The sequence below is a fragment of the Nocardia gipuzkoensis genome (assembly GCF_021183645.1).
Lineage (GTDB): Bacteria > Actinomycetota > Actinomycetes > Mycobacteriales > Mycobacteriaceae > Nocardia > Nocardia abscessus.
Genome location: NZ_CP089225.1, coordinates 5060674 through 5079724, shown reverse-complemented (window position 1 = coordinate 5079724; position 19051 = coordinate 5060674). Strand labels below are relative to the sequence as shown.

19 protein-coding genes are annotated in these 19051 nt (G+C 70.3%); 7 read left to right on the top strand and 12 right to left on the bottom strand.

Features of this window, described 5'->3' with window-relative positions; genetic code table 11:
* Nucleotides 1-157: 157 nt before the first annotated feature.
* The 3 genes from LTT66_RS23010 to prpB all read right to left on the bottom strand — a co-directional run bounded on the left by LTT66_RS23010 (nucleotide 158) and on the right by prpB (nucleotide 2685).
* Entirely contained in the window at nucleotides 158-529 is a 372-nt protein-coding gene (locus LTT66_RS23010) for a nuclear transport factor 2 family protein (protein ID WP_181718699.1), read from the bottom strand.
* 117 nt (nucleotides 530-646) lie between these two features.
* Nucleotides 647-1771, bottom strand: a complete 1125-nt coding sequence (locus LTT66_RS23005) for a bifunctional 2-methylcitrate synthase/citrate synthase (protein ID WP_233060602.1) — start codon at nucleotides 1769-1771, stop codon at nucleotides 647-649.
* A complete protein-coding gene (gene prpB, locus LTT66_RS23000) occupies nucleotides 1768-2685 on the bottom strand; it encodes a methylisocitrate lyase (RefSeq protein ID WP_233060600.1) in 918 nt (305 codons plus the stop codon). The genes LTT66_RS23005 and prpB overlap by 4 nt, the downstream gene beginning before the upstream one ends.
* Before the next feature lie 26 nt (nucleotides 2686-2711).
* Between prpB and LTT66_RS22995 the strand changes: the two genes are divergently transcribed.
* On the top strand, nucleotides 2712-2888 hold the full coding sequence (locus LTT66_RS22995; protein WP_233060599.1) for a DUF1737 domain-containing protein: 177 nt from the start codon (nucleotides 2712-2714) through the stop codon (nucleotides 2886-2888).
* An 8-nt stretch (nucleotides 2889-2896) separates the two neighbouring features.
* Here the strand turns inward: LTT66_RS22995 and LTT66_RS22990 are convergent, their stop codons facing one another.
* The gene (locus tag LTT66_RS22990; protein WP_233060598.1) at nucleotides 2897-4420 is read right to left on the bottom strand and encodes an MmgE/PrpD family protein; all 1524 of its coding nucleotides are present in this window, start codon (nucleotides 4418-4420) and stop codon (nucleotides 2897-2899) included.
* Between the two features lie 146 nt (nucleotides 4421-4566).
* On the opposite strand from LTT66_RS22990, the gene LTT66_RS22985 reads away from it, so the two are divergent.
* On the top strand, nucleotides 4567-5988 hold the full coding sequence (locus LTT66_RS22985) for a short-chain fatty acyl-CoA regulator family protein (RefSeq protein WP_233060597.1): 1422 nt from the start codon (nucleotides 4567-4569) through the stop codon (nucleotides 5986-5988).
* A gap of 7 nt (nucleotides 5989-5995) precedes the next feature.
* On the opposite strand, the gene recG is transcribed toward LTT66_RS22985, so the two are convergent.
* Nucleotides 5996-8275, bottom strand: a complete 2280-nt coding sequence (gene recG / locus LTT66_RS22980) for an ATP-dependent DNA helicase RecG (protein WP_233060596.1) — start codon at nucleotides 8273-8275, stop codon at nucleotides 5996-5998.
* Between the two features lie 3 nt (nucleotides 8276-8278).
* Complete coding sequence (locus LTT66_RS22975; protein ID WP_408638865.1) at nucleotides 8279-10084, bottom strand: DAK2 domain-containing protein; 1806 nt, start codon at nucleotides 10082-10084, stop codon at nucleotides 8279-8281.
* 299 nt (nucleotides 10085-10383) lie between these two features.
* Here LTT66_RS22975 and rpmB point away from each other — a divergent pair, with 299 nt between their 5' ends.
* From rpmB to LTT66_RS22960, 3 genes are all read left to right on the top strand, one after another.
* Nucleotides 10384-10575 (top strand): 50S ribosomal protein L28, encoded by a 192-nt coding sequence (gene rpmB / locus LTT66_RS22970; protein WP_011210730.1) that lies wholly within the window; start codon nucleotides 10384-10386, stop codon nucleotides 10573-10575.
* Nucleotides 10576-10665: 90 nt separating this feature from the next.
* Nucleotides 10666-11196 (top strand): GNAT family N-acetyltransferase, encoded by a 531-nt coding sequence (locus tag LTT66_RS22965; RefSeq protein WP_233060594.1) that lies wholly within the window; start codon nucleotides 10666-10668, stop codon nucleotides 11194-11196.
* Between the two features lie 164 nt (nucleotides 11197-11360).
* Nucleotides 11361-12149, top strand: coding sequence for an enoyl-CoA hydratase/isomerase family protein (locus LTT66_RS22960; RefSeq protein ID WP_233060593.1), 789 nt, complete (start codon nucleotides 11361-11363; stop codon nucleotides 12147-12149).
* Between the two features lie 7 nt (nucleotides 12150-12156).
* Here LTT66_RS22960 and LTT66_RS22955 read toward each other — a convergent pair whose 3' ends face one another.
* Genes LTT66_RS22955 through LTT66_RS22940 form a run of 4 tightly spaced genes read right to left on the bottom strand, consistent with a single transcriptional unit; the run spans nucleotide 12157 to nucleotide 15056 of the window.
* On the bottom strand, nucleotides 12157-13020 hold the full coding sequence (locus tag LTT66_RS22955; RefSeq protein WP_233060592.1) for an alpha/beta fold hydrolase: 864 nt from the start codon (nucleotides 13018-13020) through the stop codon (nucleotides 12157-12159).
* 58 nt (nucleotides 13021-13078) lie between these two features.
* On the bottom strand, nucleotides 13079-13306 hold the full coding sequence (locus LTT66_RS22950; RefSeq protein WP_043695495.1) for a hypothetical protein: 228 nt from the start codon (nucleotides 13304-13306) through the stop codon (nucleotides 13079-13081).
* Nucleotides 13307-13359: 53 nt separating this feature from the next.
* Nucleotides 13360-14043, bottom strand: a complete 684-nt coding sequence (locus tag LTT66_RS22945; RefSeq protein WP_195064565.1) for a uracil-DNA glycosylase — start codon at nucleotides 14041-14043, stop codon at nucleotides 13360-13362.
* Between the two features lie 11 nt (nucleotides 14044-14054).
* Complete coding sequence (locus LTT66_RS22940; protein WP_233060591.1) at nucleotides 14055-15056, bottom strand: thiamine-phosphate kinase; 1002 nt, start codon at nucleotides 15054-15056, stop codon at nucleotides 14055-14057.
* A gap of 475 nt (nucleotides 15057-15531) precedes the next feature.
* Here LTT66_RS22940 and LTT66_RS37470 point away from each other — a divergent pair, with 475 nt between their 5' ends.
* Nucleotides 15532-16044: a DUF3515 domain-containing protein gene (locus LTT66_RS37470; protein ID WP_408638864.1), complete on the top strand. Its 513-nt coding sequence runs from the start codon at nucleotides 15532-15534 to the stop codon at nucleotides 16042-16044.
* Between the two features lie 68 nt (nucleotides 16045-16112).
* Here the strand turns inward: LTT66_RS37470 and LTT66_RS22930 are convergent, their stop codons facing one another.
* Nucleotides 16113-17216 carry a D-alanine--D-alanine ligase family protein gene (locus LTT66_RS22930; RefSeq protein WP_043695504.1) on the bottom strand — a complete coding sequence of 368 codons (1104 nt, stop codon included), beginning with the start codon at nucleotides 17214-17216 and terminating at the stop codon, nucleotides 16113-16115.
* A gap of 88 nt (nucleotides 17217-17304) precedes the next feature.
* Nucleotides 17305-18300, bottom strand: coding sequence for an NAD(P)H-dependent glycerol-3-phosphate dehydrogenase (locus LTT66_RS22925; RefSeq protein ID WP_233060587.1), 996 nt, complete (start codon nucleotides 18298-18300; stop codon nucleotides 17305-17307).
* A gap of 31 nt (nucleotides 18301-18331) precedes the next feature.
* On the opposite strand from LTT66_RS22925, the gene cofC reads away from it, so the two are divergent.
* The gene (gene cofC / locus LTT66_RS22920) at nucleotides 18332-19015 is read left to right on the top strand and encodes a 2-phospho-L-lactate guanylyltransferase (RefSeq protein WP_233060585.1); all 684 of its coding nucleotides are present in this window, start codon (nucleotides 18332-18334) and stop codon (nucleotides 19013-19015) included.
* The last annotated feature ends 36 nt before the right edge of the window (nucleotides 19016-19051 follow it).

Here is a 19051-nt window from a genome sequence, read left to right as displayed (position 1 = left end):
CGCGCCCGCATCCCCCGCCGCCACGCCGTATGACAACCAGAACAACGCTCCACCGGCCACCCCTCCTCAACCGTCGACTTATGTCTTTCCCCTCTTGCCTACTTCGACGCATCCATTCCGGATTCGGTTCCCTGCGATTCCGGAAGTCGCGTCCGCGCTACAGGCCGAAGGCCCGGTTGATGGCGGCCATGTCGAAATAGTCGCGCCACGTGGTGATGGCGCCGTCGGTGACTTCGAAGAAGCCCATGACGGGAAGCGGGGTCTCGCGGCCCGCGGAGCGCAGCGTGTCGGTGCGTTCGTTCATGACCACGTTGCCGGATGCGATCTGATGGTGGATGTCGAAGTCGATAGCCTCGAAGGTGGTCAGGAAGCCCGCGATGAAGTCACGGATCGCGGTGCGGCCGACGATGGGTTCCATCGGGATGTTGTGATAGACGGCGTCCTCGGCGAAGTACGCGCTGATCCGATCCGGGTCGGGGTCGGACCAGCTTCGGCACATCGCACGCACGAGCTCGTCGGGATCGGGCATTCGCTGGCTCACTTTCCTGATGGGCGGAGCGCCGGACCCAACGATTGAACCAAGCAATCGCTCGGTTGGGAAGAGTGGATCACGGCCTGCCCGGCTCCGCCCGCGGCAGGCCCCCGGTCAGCGGCTGACGATCAGCTCCCGCTGCGGTACCCCGGTGTACTCCGACAGCGGCCGGATCAACGCGTTCGAGGCCACCTGCTCGATGATGTGCGCGGTCCACCCGGCGATCCGGCTCATCACGAAGATCGGCGTGAACATCGCGATGTCGAAACCCATCAGGTAGTAGGCGGGCCCGGCGGGGAAATCCAGATTCGGCTCGATACCGGTGGCCTCCGCCATCGCGTGTTCCAGGGCGGCGGACACGCGCAGCCAGCGCTCGCCGCCGGTCACCGCCGCCACCCGCGCCAGTTCCGCGCGCATGGTCGGCACCCGGGAATCGCCGTTCTTGTAGACCCGATGCCCGAAGCCCATCACCTTCTGCTTGTCGGCGAGCTTGGCGCGCAGCCATTCGCCGGCCTTTTCCGGTTCGCCGATCTCCAGCAGCGCGCGCATGACGGCCTCGTTGGCGCCGCCGTGCAGTGGCCCTTTCAGCGCCCCGATCGCGGCCGTGACCGCGCTGTAGATGTCCGATCGCGTGGAGGTGACCACCCGTGCGGCGAAGGTGGAGGCGTTGAAACCGTGCTCCGCGTAGAGGATCAGCGACGTCTCGAACGCCCGGACGATCCGCGGATCGGGCACCGCGCCGAAGCACATGTTCAGGAAGTTCGCCGCGAAGCCCAGGTGCGAATGCGGCGCGACGGGATCCAGCCCACGCCGCCGCCGCATGTCGGCGGCGATGACGGTCGGCAGCACAGCGGTCAGGCGCAGCGCCTTGGCGGGCAGCGCCCGCTGCGCGGTGGCACCGGACAGGTCCTCCTCCGGGTCCTCGGCCCCCAGATAACTCACCACCGTCCGCACCACGTCCATCGGATGACAGGAGTCGGGCATCTTCTCGATCAGCGAGAGGACCGACCGGTCGATCCGCCGCTGGGCGCGCTCGCGCTGACACAGCAGCTCGAGCTGTGCGGCGTCGGGCAGTTCGCCGTACCAGAGCAGGTAGGCGACCTCCTCGAATCCGCAGTGCCGCGCCAGATCCGGCACCGCGTAGCCGCGATAGGTCAGGGAGTTGGTCTCCGGCACCACCTTCGAGATGGCGGTGGTGTCGACCACCACTCCGGCCAGGCCCTTCTTGATCTCGGTCATGTCGCTCCCTCGCTCACGGTGAAGGTGAATACGCCCGCGTCGAACGCGTTGTACTGCTCGTAGCGCAGCAGTTCGTAGAGCCGGGACCGGTGCTGCATGGTCCCGAGCAGCGCGGCCTGCGTCCCGGTGCGGTCGATCTCGCGCAGCCCCTGCTCCACGGCGTACATGGCCAGCCGCAGCGTCGTCACGGGATAGATGACCGCGTTGTACCCGAGTTCTTCCAGCTCCCGCGCGGACAGCAACTCGGACTTGCCGAACTCGGTCATGTTGGCCAGCAGCGGGACGTGGACCGCGGCCCGGAATTGCGCGAACTCCGCCGCGTCGGCCAGCGCTTCGGTGAAGATCAGGTCCGCGCCCGCCTCCGCGTAGGCCTTGGCCCGGTCGATCGCGGCGGCCAGTCCGTCCGTGCCGCGCGCGTCGGTGCGGGCGCAGACGACGAAGTCCGGGTCGCGCCGGGCCGAGACGGCGGCGCGCAGGCGCCGCACCATGTCCTCGACCGGCACGACGGCCTTGCCGTCGAGGTGACCACAGCGCTTCGGGTTCACCTGATCCTCGATGTGGCACCCCGCCAGTCCGGCGTCCTCCAAGAGGGTGACGGTGCGCGCGGCGTTCATCGGCTCCCCGAAGCCGGTATCCGCGTCGGCGAGCACCGGAAGGTCGGTGACCCGCGCGATCTGCTGCGCCCGCGCGGCCACCTCGCTGAGCGTGGTCAGGCCGATGTCGGGCAAGGCCAGCTCGGCCGACAGCGCCGCGCCCGAGACGTACACGCCTTCGAACCCGATCTCCTGGATCAGCCGGGCCACCAGCGGATCGAACGCGCCGGGAAACCGCTGGATCCGGCCCGAGGTCAGGCCGGCACGCAACGCCGAGCGCTTCTGCTGCGCGGTCGTCGCCGACGACAACAGGCCGGTCACCGCCCCCACCGCCCTACGCTCATCGCATGACCGAAACGGAACCGCTGCGCTACCGACTGATCACCGGCGTCGACGACGCGCGATTCTGCGCCCGCGTCAGCGACCTGCTCGCGCAGGGCTATCGGCTGCACGGATCGCCCGCGCTCACCTTCGACGGCGAGAACGTCATCGCCGCGCAGGCGGTGATCCTGGTCCAGGACTGACGCTCGCATCAGAAGATCCCTTCGGCAATTCGCGGCGCGCGGGTGAGCACCTCGTCGGACACGGTGAAATTCAGTTGGTCCAGCTCACCGGCGGCCAGTTCCGGCGTTCGCTGGGCCGCGTCGAGGAAGCGCTCCTGCTCGGCCTCGTCGAGCACCCCCTCGGTCAGGGTGCGGAACTTGGCGATGTACTGAGCCCGGCCGAACGGACGCGCGCCCAGCGGATGGGCGTCGGCGACGGCCAATTCGTCGACGATCGTCTCCCCGCTCGCCAGCGTGACCACGGCGCGCGCGCCGAACGCCTTTTCCCCGGGGTCGGTGGCGTGGTAGCGCCGGGTCCACTCCGGGTCCTCGGCCGTGCTGATCTTGCGCCACAGCGCGACGGTGTCCGGCCGCCGCGCCCGCTCGGGCGCGTACGACCGCTCGTGGTGCCAGGTCCCGTCCTGCAGTGCCACCGCGAAGATGTAGGGCAGCGAATGATCGAGTGTTTCGCGGCCTGCGTGTGGATCGAACTTCTGCGGGTCGCCGGAGCCGGTGCCGATCACCACGTGCGTGTGGTGGCTGGTGTGCAGCACGATGGAGGCGATCTGCTCCAGATCGCCGATCCGCTTCCGCATCCGGCGCGCGAGATCGATCGGCGCCTGACTCTGGTATTCGGCCGAGTGCTCCTTGGTGTAGCTGTCCAGGATGGCGCGCTTGGCCTCGCCGGGGGCTGGCAGCGGCACGCGATATTCGGCGTCCGGCCCGCCGAGCAACCGGGCGATCACGCCGTCGGCGCCCTCCCAGATCGGCGCGGGCGCACCCTCGCCGCGCAGAGCGCGATCCACTGCCTCGACCGCCATCTTTCCCGCGAAGGCGGGTGCGTAGGCCTTCCAGCTGGAGATCTCTCCTTTGCGGGACTGTCGCGTCGCCGTGGTGGTGTGCAGCGCCTGGCCGAGTGCCTGGTAGATGGTCTCGGTGTCGAGGCCGAGCAGCGTGCCGATCCCGGCCGCGGCGGAGGGGCCGAGATGGGCGACGTGATCGATCTTGTGTTCGTGCAGGCAGATCCCGCGCGCCAGGTCGATCTGGATCTCGTAGCCGGTGGCCAGCCCGCGGATCAGCTCGGCGCCACCACGACCGAGATGCTGGGCGACCGCGAGGATCGGCGGGATGTTGTCACCCGGATGCGAATACTCCGCGGCGAGGAACGTGTCATGGAAGTCCAGTTCCCGCACCGCGACTCCATTGGCCCAAGCGCCCCACTCGGGCGAAACCCGCTGCCCGACCGGCAGACCGAAGACCGTGGCCCCGCGCCGGCCGGTCCGCGGCCGGTAGGGCTGTGCGGTGGCCTGGGCGCGCGCTGCGGTCACGGGGTGGCGCGTCAGCGAAGCGGCGGCTACCGCGGCGTTGTCGATGATCCGGTCGATGATCATCGCGCCGACTTCGGCGGTGACTTCGACCTGGTCGGCGGCCACTTCGGCGATCTTGGTGGCGAGATGCTCGGAGCGTGGGAACTCCTCGGCGGCGGAACGGGCTCGTACGATGTGTGTCTTCATGCATCCTCCACGACGCGGCGATGAATCTCTCTTCGCACGCTACGCAGATCGGGCAGGACACTTAATACCTCGCAAAAGTATATTTTCGTGGGTAACAACGCGTGTTTTTGCGATGATTGCGAATAAGCGCAGCTACCATCGTGCACGTGCGCAAGATGTATGCGGGCGCCCGGCTTCGGCGATTGCGCGAAGAGCGGAGGATGACTCAGGCGGCTCTGGCGAAATCGCTGGATCTGTCGCCGAGCTATCTCAACCAGCTCGAGCGCGACCAACGCCCCCTCACCATTCCCGTACTGCTGAAACTGAATTCCACCTTCGACCTCGACGTCCAGTTCTTCGCCGCCGACTCGGACGCGCGCCTGGTGTCCGACCTGCACGAAGTGCTGGTGGACGCCGCGGGCGGGCACACCGCGCCGCTGACCGAAGTCGAGGAGCTGGCGACCCGTCAGCCGGAGGTCGCCAGGATCGTCGTCGCGATGCATCGCCGACTACGCGCCGCCACCGATCAGCTCGACCTGCTCTCCGCACGGGTCTCCGCGCCCGCGGGCGCGCCCGGGGTGCCGATGCCCTACGAGGACGTGCGCGACTTCTTCTACGACCACCACAATCACATTCCGCAGCTGGACATCGCCGCCGAGCAACTGTTCGAGAACTCCGGGCTCAGCATCGGCTCACTCGATCGCCAGCTCGCGCGGATCGCCGAGGAACGTGCGGGCGTGACCGTCCTGGTGCGCGGCGACGGCGCCGACCCCAACGTCCCCAAACGGCACTACGACCCGGAGACCCGCACGCTCACCCTCGCCCGTCGGCTGCGGCCGGGCCAGCGCGCCTTCCAGATCGCCACCACGCTCGGCTTCCTGCTGTACGGGGCGGAGCTGGACGGCGTCCTGGCCGAAACCCCCTCGCTCAGCGGCGAATCCCGCACGCTGGCGCGGATCGGGCTGGCCAACTACTTCGCCGGCGCGCTGGTGCTGCCGTACGGGCGATTCCTGCGCTCGGCCGAGGAACTGCACTACGACATCGACCTGCTCGCCCTGCGTTTCGAGGTCGGATTCGAAACCATCTGCCATCGGCTCAGCACCTTGCAGCGGCAAGGACAGCGCGGCGTCCCGTTCTTCTTCGTGCGCACCGATCGCGCGGGCAACATCTCCAAACGTCAGTCCGCCACCGCGTTCCATTTCTCCCGAGTGGGCGGCAGTTGCCCGCTGTGGGTGGTGCACGAGGCCTTCGCGCACCCCGGCCGCATACTCACCCAGGTCGCCGAGATGCCCGACGGCCGCCGCTATCTGTGGGTGGCCCGCACCGCGGCGATCGCACCACACGGGTTCGGCACCACGGCGAAGAACTTCGCGATCGGTCTCGGCTGCGACATCGAATACGCCGACCGCCTGGTGTATTCGGCCGGATTACAGGTGGACGACCCGGCCACCGCGGTCCCGATCGGCGCGGGCTGCAAGGTGTGCGAGCGTCCGGGGTGCCCGCAGCGGGCCTTCCCGCACATCGGCAGCCCCTTGGCCGTCAGCGAATACACCAGCACCGACCTGCCCTACCCGCGGCTCGGACGCTGACAAGGCGTCAAGACTTGGCCAGATACTCCAGCCGCTCGGAGTCCACCGCCGCGTGCATCATCCCGGCCAGACCGGGATGCCTGCGCAATCCGGGATCGGACGCCACCACGTTCCGGGCGAATTCCTGGGCGGCGGTGATGACCTCGAGGTCGTCCAGCAGCGACAGCAGGCGCAGCGAGCGGGCCGTGCCGGACTGGGCGGCGCCGAGCACGTCGCCCTCACGGCGGGTGCGCAGGTCGAGCACCGCGAGTTCGAAGCCGTCGGTGGTGGCCGCGACCGCGTCCAGCCGCGCCATCGCCGACCCGCCCGGCGCGGCGTCGGTGACCAGCAGGCACAGTCCCGGGTGCTTTCCCCGGCCGATCCGGCCGCGCAGCTGGTGCAGCTGACTGACGCCGAACCGGTCCGCGTCGACGATCACCATCACCGTCGCGTTGGGCACGTCCACCCCGACCTCGACCACCGTTGTGCACACCAGCACGTCCACCGATCCGTCGTTGAACGCCCGCATCACCTGGTCTTTCTCATCGGCGGGCAGTCTGCCGTGCAGCAGGCCCACCCGCACGCCCGACAGCGGCCCGCCGCGCAGCATCTCGAACACGTCGAGCACTGCCTGGGTGGTCGGGCCTTCCTTCTCGCCGTCACCGGATTTCGAGCGCCCGTTGCGGGACTTGCCCGTCGCCTCCTCGTCGTCGCCGATGCGCGAACACACCACGTACGCCTGGCGTCCGGCGGCGACCTCCTCCACGATCCGCTCCCAGGCGCGATCCACCCAGTTCGGATGCTGCCTGCGCGGCACCACCTTGGAGACGATCGGCGAGCGGCCGCGCGGCAGTTCGGTCAGCGTGGAGGTCTCCAGGTCACCGAGCGTGGTCATGGCGATGGTGCGCGGGATCGGCGTCGCGGTCATCACCAGCAGATGTGGGCTGGCGCCCGCTTTCGCCTTGGCGCGCAACGCGTCCCGCTGCTCGACGCCGAAGCGATGCTGTTCGTCGACCACCACCATGCCGAGGTCGAAGAACTCGACGTTGTCCTGGATCAGCGCGTGTGTGCCGATCACGATGCCCGCCTCGCCGGTCACCGCCTCCAGCAGCGCGGCCTTCTTCGCCGCGGCCGACATCGAGCCGGTCACCAGCGCCACGCGGGTGGCGTTGTCGGCCGCGCCCAGCTCGCCCGCGGAGCCCAGCTCGCCGAGCATGCCGCGCAGCGACCGGTAGTGCTGCGCGGCCAGTACCTCCGTCGGGGCGAGCAGCGCGCACTGCAGGCCCGCGTCGACCACTTGCAGCATGGCGTGCAGGGCGACGATCGTCTTGCCCGAGCCCACCTCACCTTGCAGCAACCGGTGCATCGGCTGCTCGCGAGCCAGGTCGGCGGAGATCTCGGCGACGACCTGCCGCTGCCCCGCGGTGAGGTCGAAGGGCAGGCGCTGGTCGAACGCGGCGGCGATGCCGTCGGTGCGTGCCACGCAGGCGCGTGCGCGGCGACCGGACACCTCGTGCCTGCGCTCGGCCAGCACCAGTTGCAAGGCCAGCGCCTCGTCGAAACGCAGCCGGTCTCTGGCCTGATCGATATCGGACTTGCGCTCGGGCAGGTGGATCAAGCGCAGCGCGTCGGACAGGTTCGGCAGCGCCCGTTCGGCGCGCACGTCACCCGGCAGCGGATCATCGAGCGGATCGAGCTGGTCGAGCACCTGACGCACGCAGGCGAGCACGTCCCAGCTCTGCACCTTGGCGGTCGCCGGGTAGACCGGGATGAACTCGCGTTCCATGAACGAGGTGTCCACTCCCCCGGCGCCTTTGGCGCTCTGCGCCAGGCCGCGCAGGTCTCCGCCGCCGCGAACCTTCGTCAACGCGCCGACCGAGTCGTCGTCCTCGGTCTCCGGCAGGATCAGGTAACCGGGGTGGCTGAGGTTCCACTGGCCGGGGCGCCAGTAGTTCACCGTGCCCGACATCATCGCGCGCAGACCTTCGCGCACGACGTATTTCACCTTGTCGCCATTGAAGAAGGTGACGTCGACGCCGCGCCCGGAGCCGGTGTCGAGCACCACCTTCAGCAGCGACCCGCGGCGGTTGCGCATCGGCCGCAGATCGGCCTTGGTGATCCGTCCGATGACCGTGATGTGCGAACCGTCCTCGGGCGCCTCCTCGGTGAGCGGCTGCCCCTGCGTGGCGTAGCGCAGCGGGTAGTGCCGCAGCAGGTCCTCGACGGTGTGCATGTCGAACGCGTCCGCCAGCGAGGCCGCCGCCTTCGCCCCGAGTATGTGGTCGAGCCGATCGCTCAGTGTCGCCATGCCCTACTCCACTCCGATCTGCACCGAATCGCCCTGCTGCCCACCGGGATACACGATCACCTCGACACCGGGGAAGTGCCGCGCGATGTGGGCGGCGAGTTCGTCGCCGAGACCCTCCGGCGCGGCCGCTCCCATCAGCAGGGTGACCAGCTCTCCTCCGAAGGCGAGCAACCGGTCCAACAGCGTCCGGCCCGCCGTCCGCACATCGGGCTCGATCACGACGACGTCGTGGCCGGCCAGCCCGAGCCCGTCGCCCGGTTCGCAGGTGCCGACCATGGTGAGCGCGCGCTCGGTCGCCGCGCGCAGCGATCCCCAGCGCGTCGTGGCGGCTGCCTCCGACATGGCGAAGGCGTCGTCGACCGCGATCCGTCCGCGGTCGTGCACGGCCAGCGCGGCCAGGCCCTGCACCATCGACGCACTCGGCAGCAGCAGCACATCGCGGTGGGCGTCGCGCGCCGCGACGCCCACGGCGACCAGTTCGTGCGCGGGCAGCGCGCCGTTGGGCAGCACCAGCACTTCACGGTTCGGCATCCGCCGGATGGCGGCCAGCAGCGTCGTCGCGGTGACCGGCTCGTCGCCCGCCAGCACCACGGCGCCCGCGTCCTCGAACAGCGACGCCGCGCCCGCGCCGGCGACCACCGCCAGGATTCCGCGGTCGGCCGGAGCGCCGGGGGGCTTGACCGCGGCCGAGCCGAGCGCACCGGCCACCACCTGGGTGGAATCGGCGGCCGGGGCGGATCTCGCGGTGTCTCCGGTTCGGACGGGCCAGGTCCGCACGTCGGAGGCACGGTCGTCGGCGGGGTTCGGCTGGTTTCCGGTGACCGCGACCTCGGCGCGGTTTCCGGACGCGGACCATACGTCTCGGTGCGACCCGAAGGTGACGTTCTCGACACGGATCCGGCTCAGCGTGCCCGCGGCGATGCCCGCCTCCACGGCCGCACCGGCGTCGGCGCAGTGCACATGCGCCGACCAGGACCCGCCGCCGTCACCGACGACCACCACCGAGTCGCCGAGTTCACCCAGACGGGCTCGCAGCGCGGCCACTCTCGACTCGTCGGAATCGGCCAGCAGGTACATCACCTCGTACTGCGGTTCGGCGTCGTCGGCGGACGCGGATCGCGCCGCCGCCGCCGGCCGGGGGTACTCCGGCCGCTCGGGCGCTTCACCCCTGGTCATCGTGACCAAACTGTCCAGCAGCACGACCAGCCCGCGGGCTCCCGCGTCGACGACACCGGCCTCACGCAGCACCCCCAATTGAAAGGGAGTGTCGCCGAGCGCCTTGGCCGCACCGTCGGCCGCGGCCAGCGCCACGCCTGCCAAGGTCTGATCCGGGCACCCCGCGGCCGCCGCGGCGGCGCAGTCCAGCACGGTGAGGATGGTTCCTTCGATCGGCACGCTCAGCGCTTCGCGCACCAGCTCGGAAGCCCTGGTCAGCGCCACGCGCAGACTGTCCGCCGTGAACGGACCCCCGTCCACCGCCTCCGCGACGCCGCGCAGCACCTGGGACAGGATGATCCCGGAATTGCCGCGGGCACCGACCGTCGCGCCGTGCGCCATCGCGACGGCGACGGCACGAGCCGCGCTCCCGTCACCGCTCGCCTCGGTGTTCGCCCGCGACGCCGCGGCCGCTTCCGCCGCCTCGACCGCGGCCCGCATGGTGGCCAGCAGATTGGTGCCGGTGTCGGCGTCCGGGACGGGAAAGACATTGAGCGCGTTGATCTCCTCGCGCCGGTGTTCCAGGCCGGCGAGACAGGTGCGGCCCCAGCACAGCAATGCCGTGCCGTCCAGCACATCTCGCGCTCCGGACACCGTCACCGCACTCCCTTCCTCCGCACCACACCGTCCGCCAGGTTAGCTGGCGGTGCCGACAGGCAACCGGCAAGACCGCGCCATTAAACTGGAGGTGCCCAGCTACCGCTCCGGCACTCGTCCGCGGGGACCGGTTTGGTGGATCGGTACCGGCACAGCTACCCTTGCAGGGTTGCCTCGCGCGGCCGTCGCCGGTCTGCGCTGGTCGGCTCCCCAGCCGACAGGGCACACTCGACATTGCACGAGGACGCGCTCGCGAAAGCGGCGGTCCCACCATTGACATGAAGGAGTTCGCGACTATGGCTGCCGTCTGCGACGTCTGCGCCAAGGGCCCCGGCTTCGGGAAGTCGGTCTCGCACTCGCACCGGCGCACCAACCGTCGTTGGAACCCGAACATCCAGACCGTTCGCGCGCAGGTCGCGCCGGGCAACACCCGCCGGATGAACGTGTGCACCTCCTGCCTGAAGGCGGGCAAGGTCGTCCGCGGCTGATCCGCCCCTGGCTGACCGAGCGCCCCGGCACCCACTTCGGGTGGTCCGGGGCGTCGTCATGACTGCGGGCGATCGGCGAGCGTTCCCGCGATGAGGGAGCCTCCCTGGCTTGTCCAGCCGCTGGCCGCCGAGCACACCTACAGCCTCGCCGAATGCCACATCTCCTGCTGGCGCGAGGCGTACCGGGGGCTGGTGCCCGACCATGTGCTCGACGCCTTCGACATCGAGCGGCGGGCCGAGCTGTGGGAACGCGATCGGGTGCGCTACCCCGGCCGCACCCACGTCGCGATCGTCGAGGACGTCGTGATCGGATTCGCCAGCGCGGGCCCGCCCGATGACGCGGACGCGGTGACCCCGCTGGAACTGCACGCCCTCTACGTGCGCTCCCGCTGGCACGGCAGTGGCGTAGCCGACGACCTGATTCGCGCCGCACTCGACCCGGCCGCTCCGTGCTCGCTGTGGGTGTTCGAGCGGAATGCGCGCGCCCAGGCGTTCTACCGCAGGCACGGCTTCGTGCTCGACGGCACACGCAAACTCGAGTCGTTCACCGCCGCGGTGGAGGTGCGCATGGTGCGCACGCCGACGATGCACGCGGACTTCGCGCCTGGCGGCGCCCCTTAGGCGTACCTTCGCCTTCGCTCCGGCCATGCGCGGCTGCCTCCTGCCTCCGCTCCGGCCATGCGCGGCTGCCTCCCGCCTCCGCTCCCGGCCACACGCGGCTGCCCTCTACCTCCCCTCCGGCCGCTGACGGACTGCGTCCGGATGCGCCCGTTAAGGTGCAGATCATGACCTCCACCGAGCAAGCCGGGTACGTGACGACCGTCGACGGCGTCCTTCAGATCACCATCGCTACGTCCGCCAACGGCACGTCCATGGACTTCGCGGGCATCAACGCGGGCACCGCCGCGCTGCGGTCACTCGGCTCCGACGTGGGCGCGGTGCTGTTGCGGGGCACCGGCGCGAACTTCTGCGCGGGCGGTGACGTGCGCGGCTTCGCCGCGGCGCAGGATCGCTCCGCGCACATTCACGGTCTGGCCACCGACCTGCACGAGTTCGTCCGCGCGCTGGACGCTGTCGAGGTCCCGGTGGTGGCAGCGGTCCAGGGTTGGGCGGCGGGGGCTGGTATGAGCCTGGTCTGCCTGGCCGATATCGCCCTCGGCGGAGCGGGCACCAAACTGCGCCCGGCCTATCCCGGCATCGGCCTGAGCCCGGATGGCGGCATGTCCTGGACGCTGCCGCGCATCGTCGGGCGGGCGCGGGCACGGGAAATCCTGCTCACCGACGCCGTCCTGAACGCCGACGAGGCGGTGCGGCTGGGCGTGCTGAGCAGGCTGGTCCCCGACGACGAGATCGTCGAGGAGGCCCAGCGGCTCGCCCGTACCCTGGCCAACGGACCGCGTTCCACCCATGCGAGCATCAAAGCACTGCTGCGGCAGTCGGATACCGCGCTGCTGAGCGATCAGCTCGACAGTGAACGCGACGGCATCGCCGCGGCCGCGGGCTCGGCCGCAGGACGCGAGGGGGTCGACGCGTTCGTCGCGAAGCGCAAACCCGACTACGCCGGGCTCGCCTGACCGGGCCTCACTCCCGGGTCGAGAGCACGAATTTCGCCACGGCGTCGGTGAACGAGTCGTTGTCGTCACCGGCGGCGGTGTGCGCGGCGCCGCCGATCTCCACCAGCTGGGCGTGCGGCACCAGCCGCTGAAACGCCTCGGCGCCCTCGGCGCTCACCACGTCCGAGCGCATGCCGCGCACCAGCAGCACCGGGATGCGCAGCGCCCGCGCCGCGTCCTCCATCGGTTCGATCATCGCCGACGGGTCCTCCACCCGGTCGCTCAGCATGTCCGGATCCCAGTGCCAGTACCAGCGACCGTCACGCTCGCGCAGGTTGCGCAGCAGGCCGTCGGTGTTCTTCGGCCGCGGGCGATGCGGCAGATACTCGGCGACCGCGTCGGCCGCCTGCTCGAGGGTGTCGAAGCCATCGCGATGCTTGCCGAGGAAGTCGATCACGCGGGCGACCCCTTCCGGCTCGGGCCGGGTCACGATGTCGACGAGCACCAGAGCGCTGATCGCCGTCCCGCCGGGACGCGCCGTAGCGAGCAGTCCGGTGATCCCGCCCATGCTGGCCCCGACGACCACCGCGGGCGCGCCCAGTTGTTCCAGCACCAGCAGAAGGTCATCGACCATGGTCTCGCGCCGGTAGTCGCGATCCGGCGCCCACGCGCTGTCGCCGTGGCCGCGGGCGTCGACGGTGACCACCCGCATTCCCGACGCGCCGAGCCGCGCGCCGGTCTGCTTCCACGAGTGCCGGGTCTGCCCGCCACCGTGCAGGAAGACGACGAGCGGGCCGTCGACCGGACCGAACTGATCGGCGGCCAGCTCGATTCCGCCCGAACCGCGCAGCCGGAGCCGGGACGGTTCGAGAAGATAGTTCGCATTACTCACGATCTGTAGGATCGCACAACGCCGGTCCGCGCCGGCGTGAACCCGCCGAATCGAGGGTTCAGCAGCCGAGATTGCCCACGAAGAACAGGCACGCGATCTTCGCGTTCACCGACGCGGAGATGGTGGAGGAGCCGCTGGAGGTGTATTCCTCGGCGACCGGAGCCGTCGTGGTCTCCGTGGCGGGCTCCAGCCGCAGGGGGGCCGCACCGGCGACGGCGGCGCCGCTGGTGAGCGCGGCGCAGAAAGCCAAGGTCGCGGTAGCGCCGCGGAGGGTGGTGTTGTGCATGGAAGAACTCCTCACTCGTTTTCTCTCGGGTCGATCACACACAGACGCCCGACTCAGGGCAGGCGCCAGTCAACCGGTTCGGCCCCCAGTTCGTCGAGTAGTTCGTTCACTCGCGAGAAGGGGCGGGAACCGAAGAACCCACGCGACGCCGACAGTGGCGACGGATGCGCGGACTCGATATAAGGAATCTCGGATTCGGCCAGCAGCGGCTTCAGCGTCGCGGCGTCGCGGCCCCACAGGATCGCCACCAACGGCTCGTCCCTGGCGACCAAGGCGCGAATCGCCTGATCGGTGACCGCCTCCCAGCCCTTGCCGCGGTGCGAGGCCGGCTTGCCCGGCGACACGGTGAGCACCCGGTTCAGCATCAGCACACCCTGATCCGACCACGGGCTCAGGTCGCCGCAAGACGGCGTGGGGTGACCGAGATCTTTGCTGTATTCGGCGAAGATATTGGCCAGGCTGCGCGGGATCGGCGAAACGTCCGGCGCCACCGAGAAACTCAGACCCATCGGGTGGCCGGGCGTCGGGTAGGGATCCTGGCCGACGACGAGCACGCGCACCGCGTCGAACGGACGCTGAAAGGCTCGCAGGACGTTGTCACCGGACGGTAGGTAGCCACGGCCCGCGGCGTTCTCGGCACGAAGGAATTCGCCCATGACGGAAATCCGATCCGCCACCGGCTCGAGTGCCTTCGCCCATCCCGGATCCATGATTTCCGACAGTGGTTTCGCGCCCATGACCGCACAACTTAGCGTGGTTCGCGGTCGGCTGACGAGTCCGCCCCGGTGAACGATTCCCAGCCGCCGTCGCCGGTCTGTGCCACGCCGTCCACCGTGAGCCCGCGACCGGCCACAACCCGCCCGATCGTGACCCATCCAGGGGGAAGCGGGTGGCCCGGCGCCCATGCGCCCGCGAAGGCATGGTCCTCGCCGCCGGTCAGGATCCATTGCGCCGCATCGGCATCCAGCCGGGCGGCGATTCGTTCCAGCGCCGGGTCGCGCAGCGCGGCCGAGTCCAGATCGATGCCGACGCCCGACGCCGCGGCGATGTGCCCGAGGTCCGCGAGCAGGCCGTCGGACACGTCGGTCAGCGCGTGCAGCCCGAGAACGGGCGCGGGATCCGAACCTTCGCCGGCCCCGCGGCGCAGCGCGTCCAGGACCATCGCGTACGGCGGCTGCGGAACGCGATGCGCGGCGAGCGCTTCCGCGACCTCCGGGCCGGTCACCCCGGCCGTGAAGGCGTCCAATCCCGCTGCCGACCAGCCGAGGCGTCCCGCCACCCCGACGACGTCGCCCGCGCGCGCACCGGATCTGGTGATCGGCGCGCCGCATGGGTCGCCGAACGCGGTGACGGAGATGACCAGCTCGCGACTGCGCACCAGGTCGCCCCCGGCGATGGACGCACCGGCCCTGGCGGCCTCGGCCCACATGCCGTCCGCGAGTCCGTCGATCACTTCCAGCGGAGTGTCGGCCGGGCAGCCGAGGGCGACGACGAAGGCGGTCGGCGTCGCACCCATGGCGACCACGTCGGCGGCGTTCTGCGCGATCGCCTTGCGGCCGACATCCTCGGGGCTGGACCAGTCCAGGCGGAAGTGCCGGTCCTGCACGAGCATGTCGGTGGTCACCACGAACCGGCCGTCCGGCGCCGCGACCAGCGCCGCGTCGTCGCCGGGACCGAGCAGCACGCCCGGCGCTTGGGTCCGGCCCGCGTTGATGCGGTCGATCAGCGCGAACTCCCCTAGTTCACGCACTGTCCTCGGACCGCTACTGGCGCTGATGACCGATCCCTTCCGGCGCGCTGCTTGCTGGAATGCGCCCGACGGTACCCTTTCGGAGGCACTCGAGTACCACCGGGCCGGTCCACCGTTGCCGCCGCTGCGCGGCCACCGGCCGGGGCACCGGCGCGCGAACGAGAAAGGATCGGTGAGCATGGCGGCGGATTCGCCGGACCGCGAATCGGCGGAGCACCGGGACGAACACCCGGAAGCCGCGGCCGAATCCCGGAAGTCCGAGAGCACCGACCATCCGGCCGGTAGCGCCGACACCGCTCCCACCGGCGTCGCTCCCACCGACGCCGGGGCATCGGACAGAGATGTCGAAGACAGCGACGCTGAGAACCCAGGCGCCGCAGCCGACAACGACGACGCCGAGACCCCGGCCGCCGCAGCCGACGAGCCGGACAACCCGCCCGCGTCGGCCCCCGCACATCAGTACTCGCCCGCGCTCATCGCGACCGCCGTGGCGCTTCCCGTCGTGCTCGTCGTCGCGGTGCTCGTAGCCGCCGTGCTCGCGCGCCGCGCTCCCGTCGAACGGGAACCGCTGGTGCTCGGTCCGGTCCCCGCCCCGGCGGCCGACGGCCCGGCCTGCGCCGCCCTACTCCCCGCGCTGCCCGCGGACCTGGGCGAGTTCACCAAATCGACGCTGGTCGAGCCCGCTCCGCCCGCCACCCGCGCATGGCAGCGTGCCGAAGGCGGCGACGCGATCGTCCTGCGCTGCGGATTGGATCGCCCACTGGAGTTCAACCGCGCCTCGCCGTTGCAGGTCGTGAACGGCGTGCAGTGGTTCGAGGTCCGCGACCGGACCGCCGAGGTGAGCACCTGGTTCGCGGTCGACCGGGCGACCTACGTGGCCCTCACCGTCCCCGACGGCTCGGGTCCCACGCCGCTGCAAGAAGTCTCCGACACCATCACCGCGCACCTCCCGTCCCAGCCGATCGACCCGGGACCGCTGCCCAACTGACGCGGAGGGCGTAGGGCGATCCCGGCGAAGAAGTCAGGGGGCAACCCGTCCTGGCCGACCGGGCGGCGTCAACGCAGGCCGGTGCCCCGGGCGAGCGCGGTTTCGATCAGAGTGGAGACCAGCGCGGCGTAATCGATGCCGGTGGCCTCCCACATGCGCGGGTACATGGAGATCGCCGTGAAGCCGGGCATGGTGTTGATCTCGTTGATCACCGGTCCCTGCTCGGTGACGAAGAAATCGACCCGGGCCAAGCCCTGGCAGTCGAGAGCGCCGAAGGCGCGCACGGCCAGTTCCCGGATCCGGTCGGAGACCTCGTCGTCCAGCTTCGCGGGGACGTCGAATTCACAGACGTCATCGAGGTATTTGGTATCGAAGTCGTAGAACTCGGGGCTCGCGGCGGTGGTGCCGGTCTCCGGCATCCGGATCTCCGCCACCACGCTCGCCTCGACCCGGCCGTCCGGGAATTCCAGCACCCCGCACTCCACTTCGCGTCCGACGATGCCCGCTTCCACGATCACCTTCGGGTCGTGTGCGCGCGCCGCCGCGATGGCCGCGTCCAGCTCGTTCCAGTCGGTCACTCTGGTGATGCCGATCGACGATCCGCCCCGGGCCGGCTTGACGAACACCGGCAGCCCCAGACGCGCCCGATCCGCCTCGGCGAGCGTGGCGGTGCCGGGGCGCAGCACCACCTGCATGCCGATCGGCAGCCCTTCCGCCGCGAGCAGCTTCTTGGTGAATTCCTTGTCCATGCCCGCCGCGCTGGCCAGCACCCCGGGCCCGACATAGGGAATTCCGGCGAGCTCGAGCATCCCCTGCAGCGTGCCGTCCTCACCGAACGGTCCGTGCAGGATCGGGAACACCACGTCCACCGAACCGAGAGCGGCGCTCGGGTCGTCGAGGGCGATCAGGGCACCCGAGCGGCTCGGGTCCGCGGCCAGGGTCAGAGCCGTGCCGGTGGCGTCCACCGACGGCAGGGCTCGATCGTGAATACCGAGCGCGGCCACGTCCGAACCGCCCAGCACCCAGCTGCCCTCGGCGGTGATGCCGATCGGCACCACCTCGTACTTCTCCTGATCCAGGTGGCGCAGCACGCTGCCGGCCGATACGCAGGACACGGCGTGCTCGTTACTGCGCCCGCCGAACACCACAGCCACCCTGATCCGGTTCGTCATGCTCCGAACCGTACCCGTTTCGGTCCGCACTCCCACGGCTGACCGTCTCGGACACTCCGGCCCGCGCACGCGCCGGGCCGGAGCCGGATCACTCCGGCTTCATCCGCCGCCCGAGCAGGTTGCCGACGGCTTCGCGCACGGAGAGCCCTTCGTGGCAGACCTGGTGCACCGAGGTCGTCAACGGCATCTCGACGCCGTGCCGCTCGGCCAGCGCACGCACCGATGTGCAGGACTTCACACCCTCGGCCACCTGGCCATGAGTGGCCGACTGGGCGGCTTCCATGGACCCGCCCGCACCGAGCACGTGCCCGAAGGACCGGTTGCGCGACAGCGGAGAGGTGCAGGTGGCGACCAGGTCCCCGACTCCGGCCAGACCGGCCAGCGTCACCGGCTCCGCGCCCAGGGCCACCCCGAGCCGGATGATCTCGGCGAGTCCACGAGTGATCAGGCTGGCGATCGAATTGTCGCCCAGGCCCATTCCGGACGCGATGCCGCAGGCGAGCGCGATGACGTTCTTGCACGCGCCGCCGATCTCGCAACCGATCACATCGGTGTTGGTATAGGGGCGGAAGTATCCGGTCGCGCAAGCGTGCTGCACCGCGACCGCGCGGGCGCCGTCCGAGCAGGCGATCACGGTGGCGGCGGGCTGGCCCACCGCGATCTCGCGCGCCAGGTTCGGCCCGGACAGCACCGCGATCCGGCTCTCGTCGGCCCCCGTGACCTCCCCGATCACCTGACTCATCCGCAGCAGCGTGCCGGTCTCGATCCCTTTGGCCAGGCTCAGCAGCGTGGCATCGGCCGGGATCAATCCCTTCCACTCCGCGAGGTTCGCGCGCAGGGACTGCGACGGCACCGCCAGTACCACGATGTCGGCTCGTTCCAGCGCCACCGCCGGGTCATGGGTCGCCGCGATCGGCGGCAGCGGAATATCCGACAGGTAATCGGGATTGCGATGTTCGGAGGCCAGCGTCGCGGCGACCTCGGGCCGACGGGCCCAGATCGTGACCTCGGTTCCCGCGTCCGCCAACACCTTCGCGAACGCGGTGCCCCACGATCCCGCGCCCAGCACTGCCGCCCTCGTCATCAGCCCAATATGCCATGGAAGGATTGCTCGCATGCGCCCGCACGCCGTGCATGCCGTGATCGCGGTCAAGAGCCTCGATCGGGCCAAGAGCCGACTGGCCGACCGGCTGCGCCCGGAGCACCGGGCCCGGCTCGTGCTGGCCATGCTCGCCGATACCGTGACCGCCACGGCGGCGGTCGGCGCGGTTGTCTCCATCACCGTGGTCACGCCCGACCCCGCGGTCGCGGACCTGGCCCGCACGCTGGGCGCGCACGTCCATCCGGAACCGCGCCAGTCACAGGCCGACGGGCTGAACGCCGCCCTGGCCGCCACCGCCGACGCGTTGCGCGGTGTGCACGGGCCGATCGATCTGCTCGCTCTCCAAGCCGATCTGCCCGCGCTACGGCCGGAAGAGCTGTCGGACATGCTCGCCGCCGCTCCGCGCGGGCTGCGCTCGATCGTGGTCGACTATGAGGGCAGCGGCACCGCCGCGCTCGTGGTCCGCGACCCGGTCGCCGCGCTCGACCCCCGTTTCGGTCCCGGGTCGGCGCGCAGTCACATCGATGCGGGCGCGGTCGATCTCAGCGGAGACTGGCCCGGGCTGCGTCTGGACGTCGACACCGCCGACGATCTGGACCGCGCGGTGGCGCTGGGAGCCGGAAACGCGACCCGTGCTGTCCTGCACGACATCGGCTGGCCGGGCGGTGTTCACGAACCCGTTCCACACGTGTGCTAGCCGGTCGCCATAGTGCAGTGAGACACACATCAATCC

Excerpts from the sequence above, each read along its gene's own strand:
- LTT66_RS22995 (WP_233060599.1), top strand. The coding sequence starts at position 2,712 with ATGACCGAAACGGAACCGCTGCGCTACCGACTGATCACCGGCGTCGAC.
- cofC (WP_233060585.1), top strand. The coding sequence starts at position 18,332 with ATGCGCCCGCACGCCGTGCATGCCGTGATCGCGGTCAAGAGCCTCGAT.
- rpmB (WP_011210730.1), top strand. The coding sequence starts at position 10,384 with ATGGCTGCCGTCTGCGACGTCTGCGCCAAGGGCCCCGGCTTCGGGAAG.
- recG (WP_233060596.1), bottom strand. The coding sequence starts at position 8,275 with ATGGCGACACTGAGCGATCGGCTCGACCACATACTCGGGGCGAAGGCG.
- LTT66_RS22930 (WP_043695504.1), bottom strand. The coding sequence starts at position 17,216 with ATGACGAACCGGATCAGGGTGGCTGTGGTGTTCGGCGGGCGCAGTAAC.
- LTT66_RS22945 (WP_195064565.1), bottom strand. The coding sequence starts at position 14,043 with ATGGGCGCGAAACCACTGTCGGAAATCATGGATCCGGGATGGGCGAAG.
- LTT66_RS23005 (WP_233060602.1), bottom strand. The coding sequence starts at position 1,771 with ATGACCGAGATCAAGAAGGGCCTGGCCGGAGTGGTGGTCGACACCACC.
- LTT66_RS23010 (WP_181718699.1), bottom strand. The coding sequence starts at position 529 with ATGCCCGATCCCGACGAGCTCGTGCGTGCGATGTGCCGAAGCTGGTCC.
- LTT66_RS22925 (WP_233060587.1), bottom strand. The coding sequence starts at position 18,300 with ATGACGAGGGCGGCAGTGCTGGGCGCGGGATCGTGGGGCACCGCGTTC.
- LTT66_RS22960 (WP_233060593.1), top strand. The coding sequence starts at position 11,361 with ATGACCTCCACCGAGCAAGCCGGGTACGTGACGACCGTCGACGGCGTC.
- LTT66_RS22950 (WP_043695495.1), bottom strand. The coding sequence starts at position 13,306 with ATGCACAACACCACCCTCCGCGGCGCTACCGCGACCTTGGCTTTCTGC.
- LTT66_RS22990 (WP_233060598.1), bottom strand. The coding sequence starts at position 4,420 with ATGAAGACACACATCGTACGAGCCCGTTCCGCCGCCGAGGAGTTCCCA.
- LTT66_RS22965 (WP_233060594.1), top strand. The coding sequence starts at position 10,666 with ATGAGGGAGCCTCCCTGGCTTGTCCAGCCGCTGGCCGCCGAGCACACC.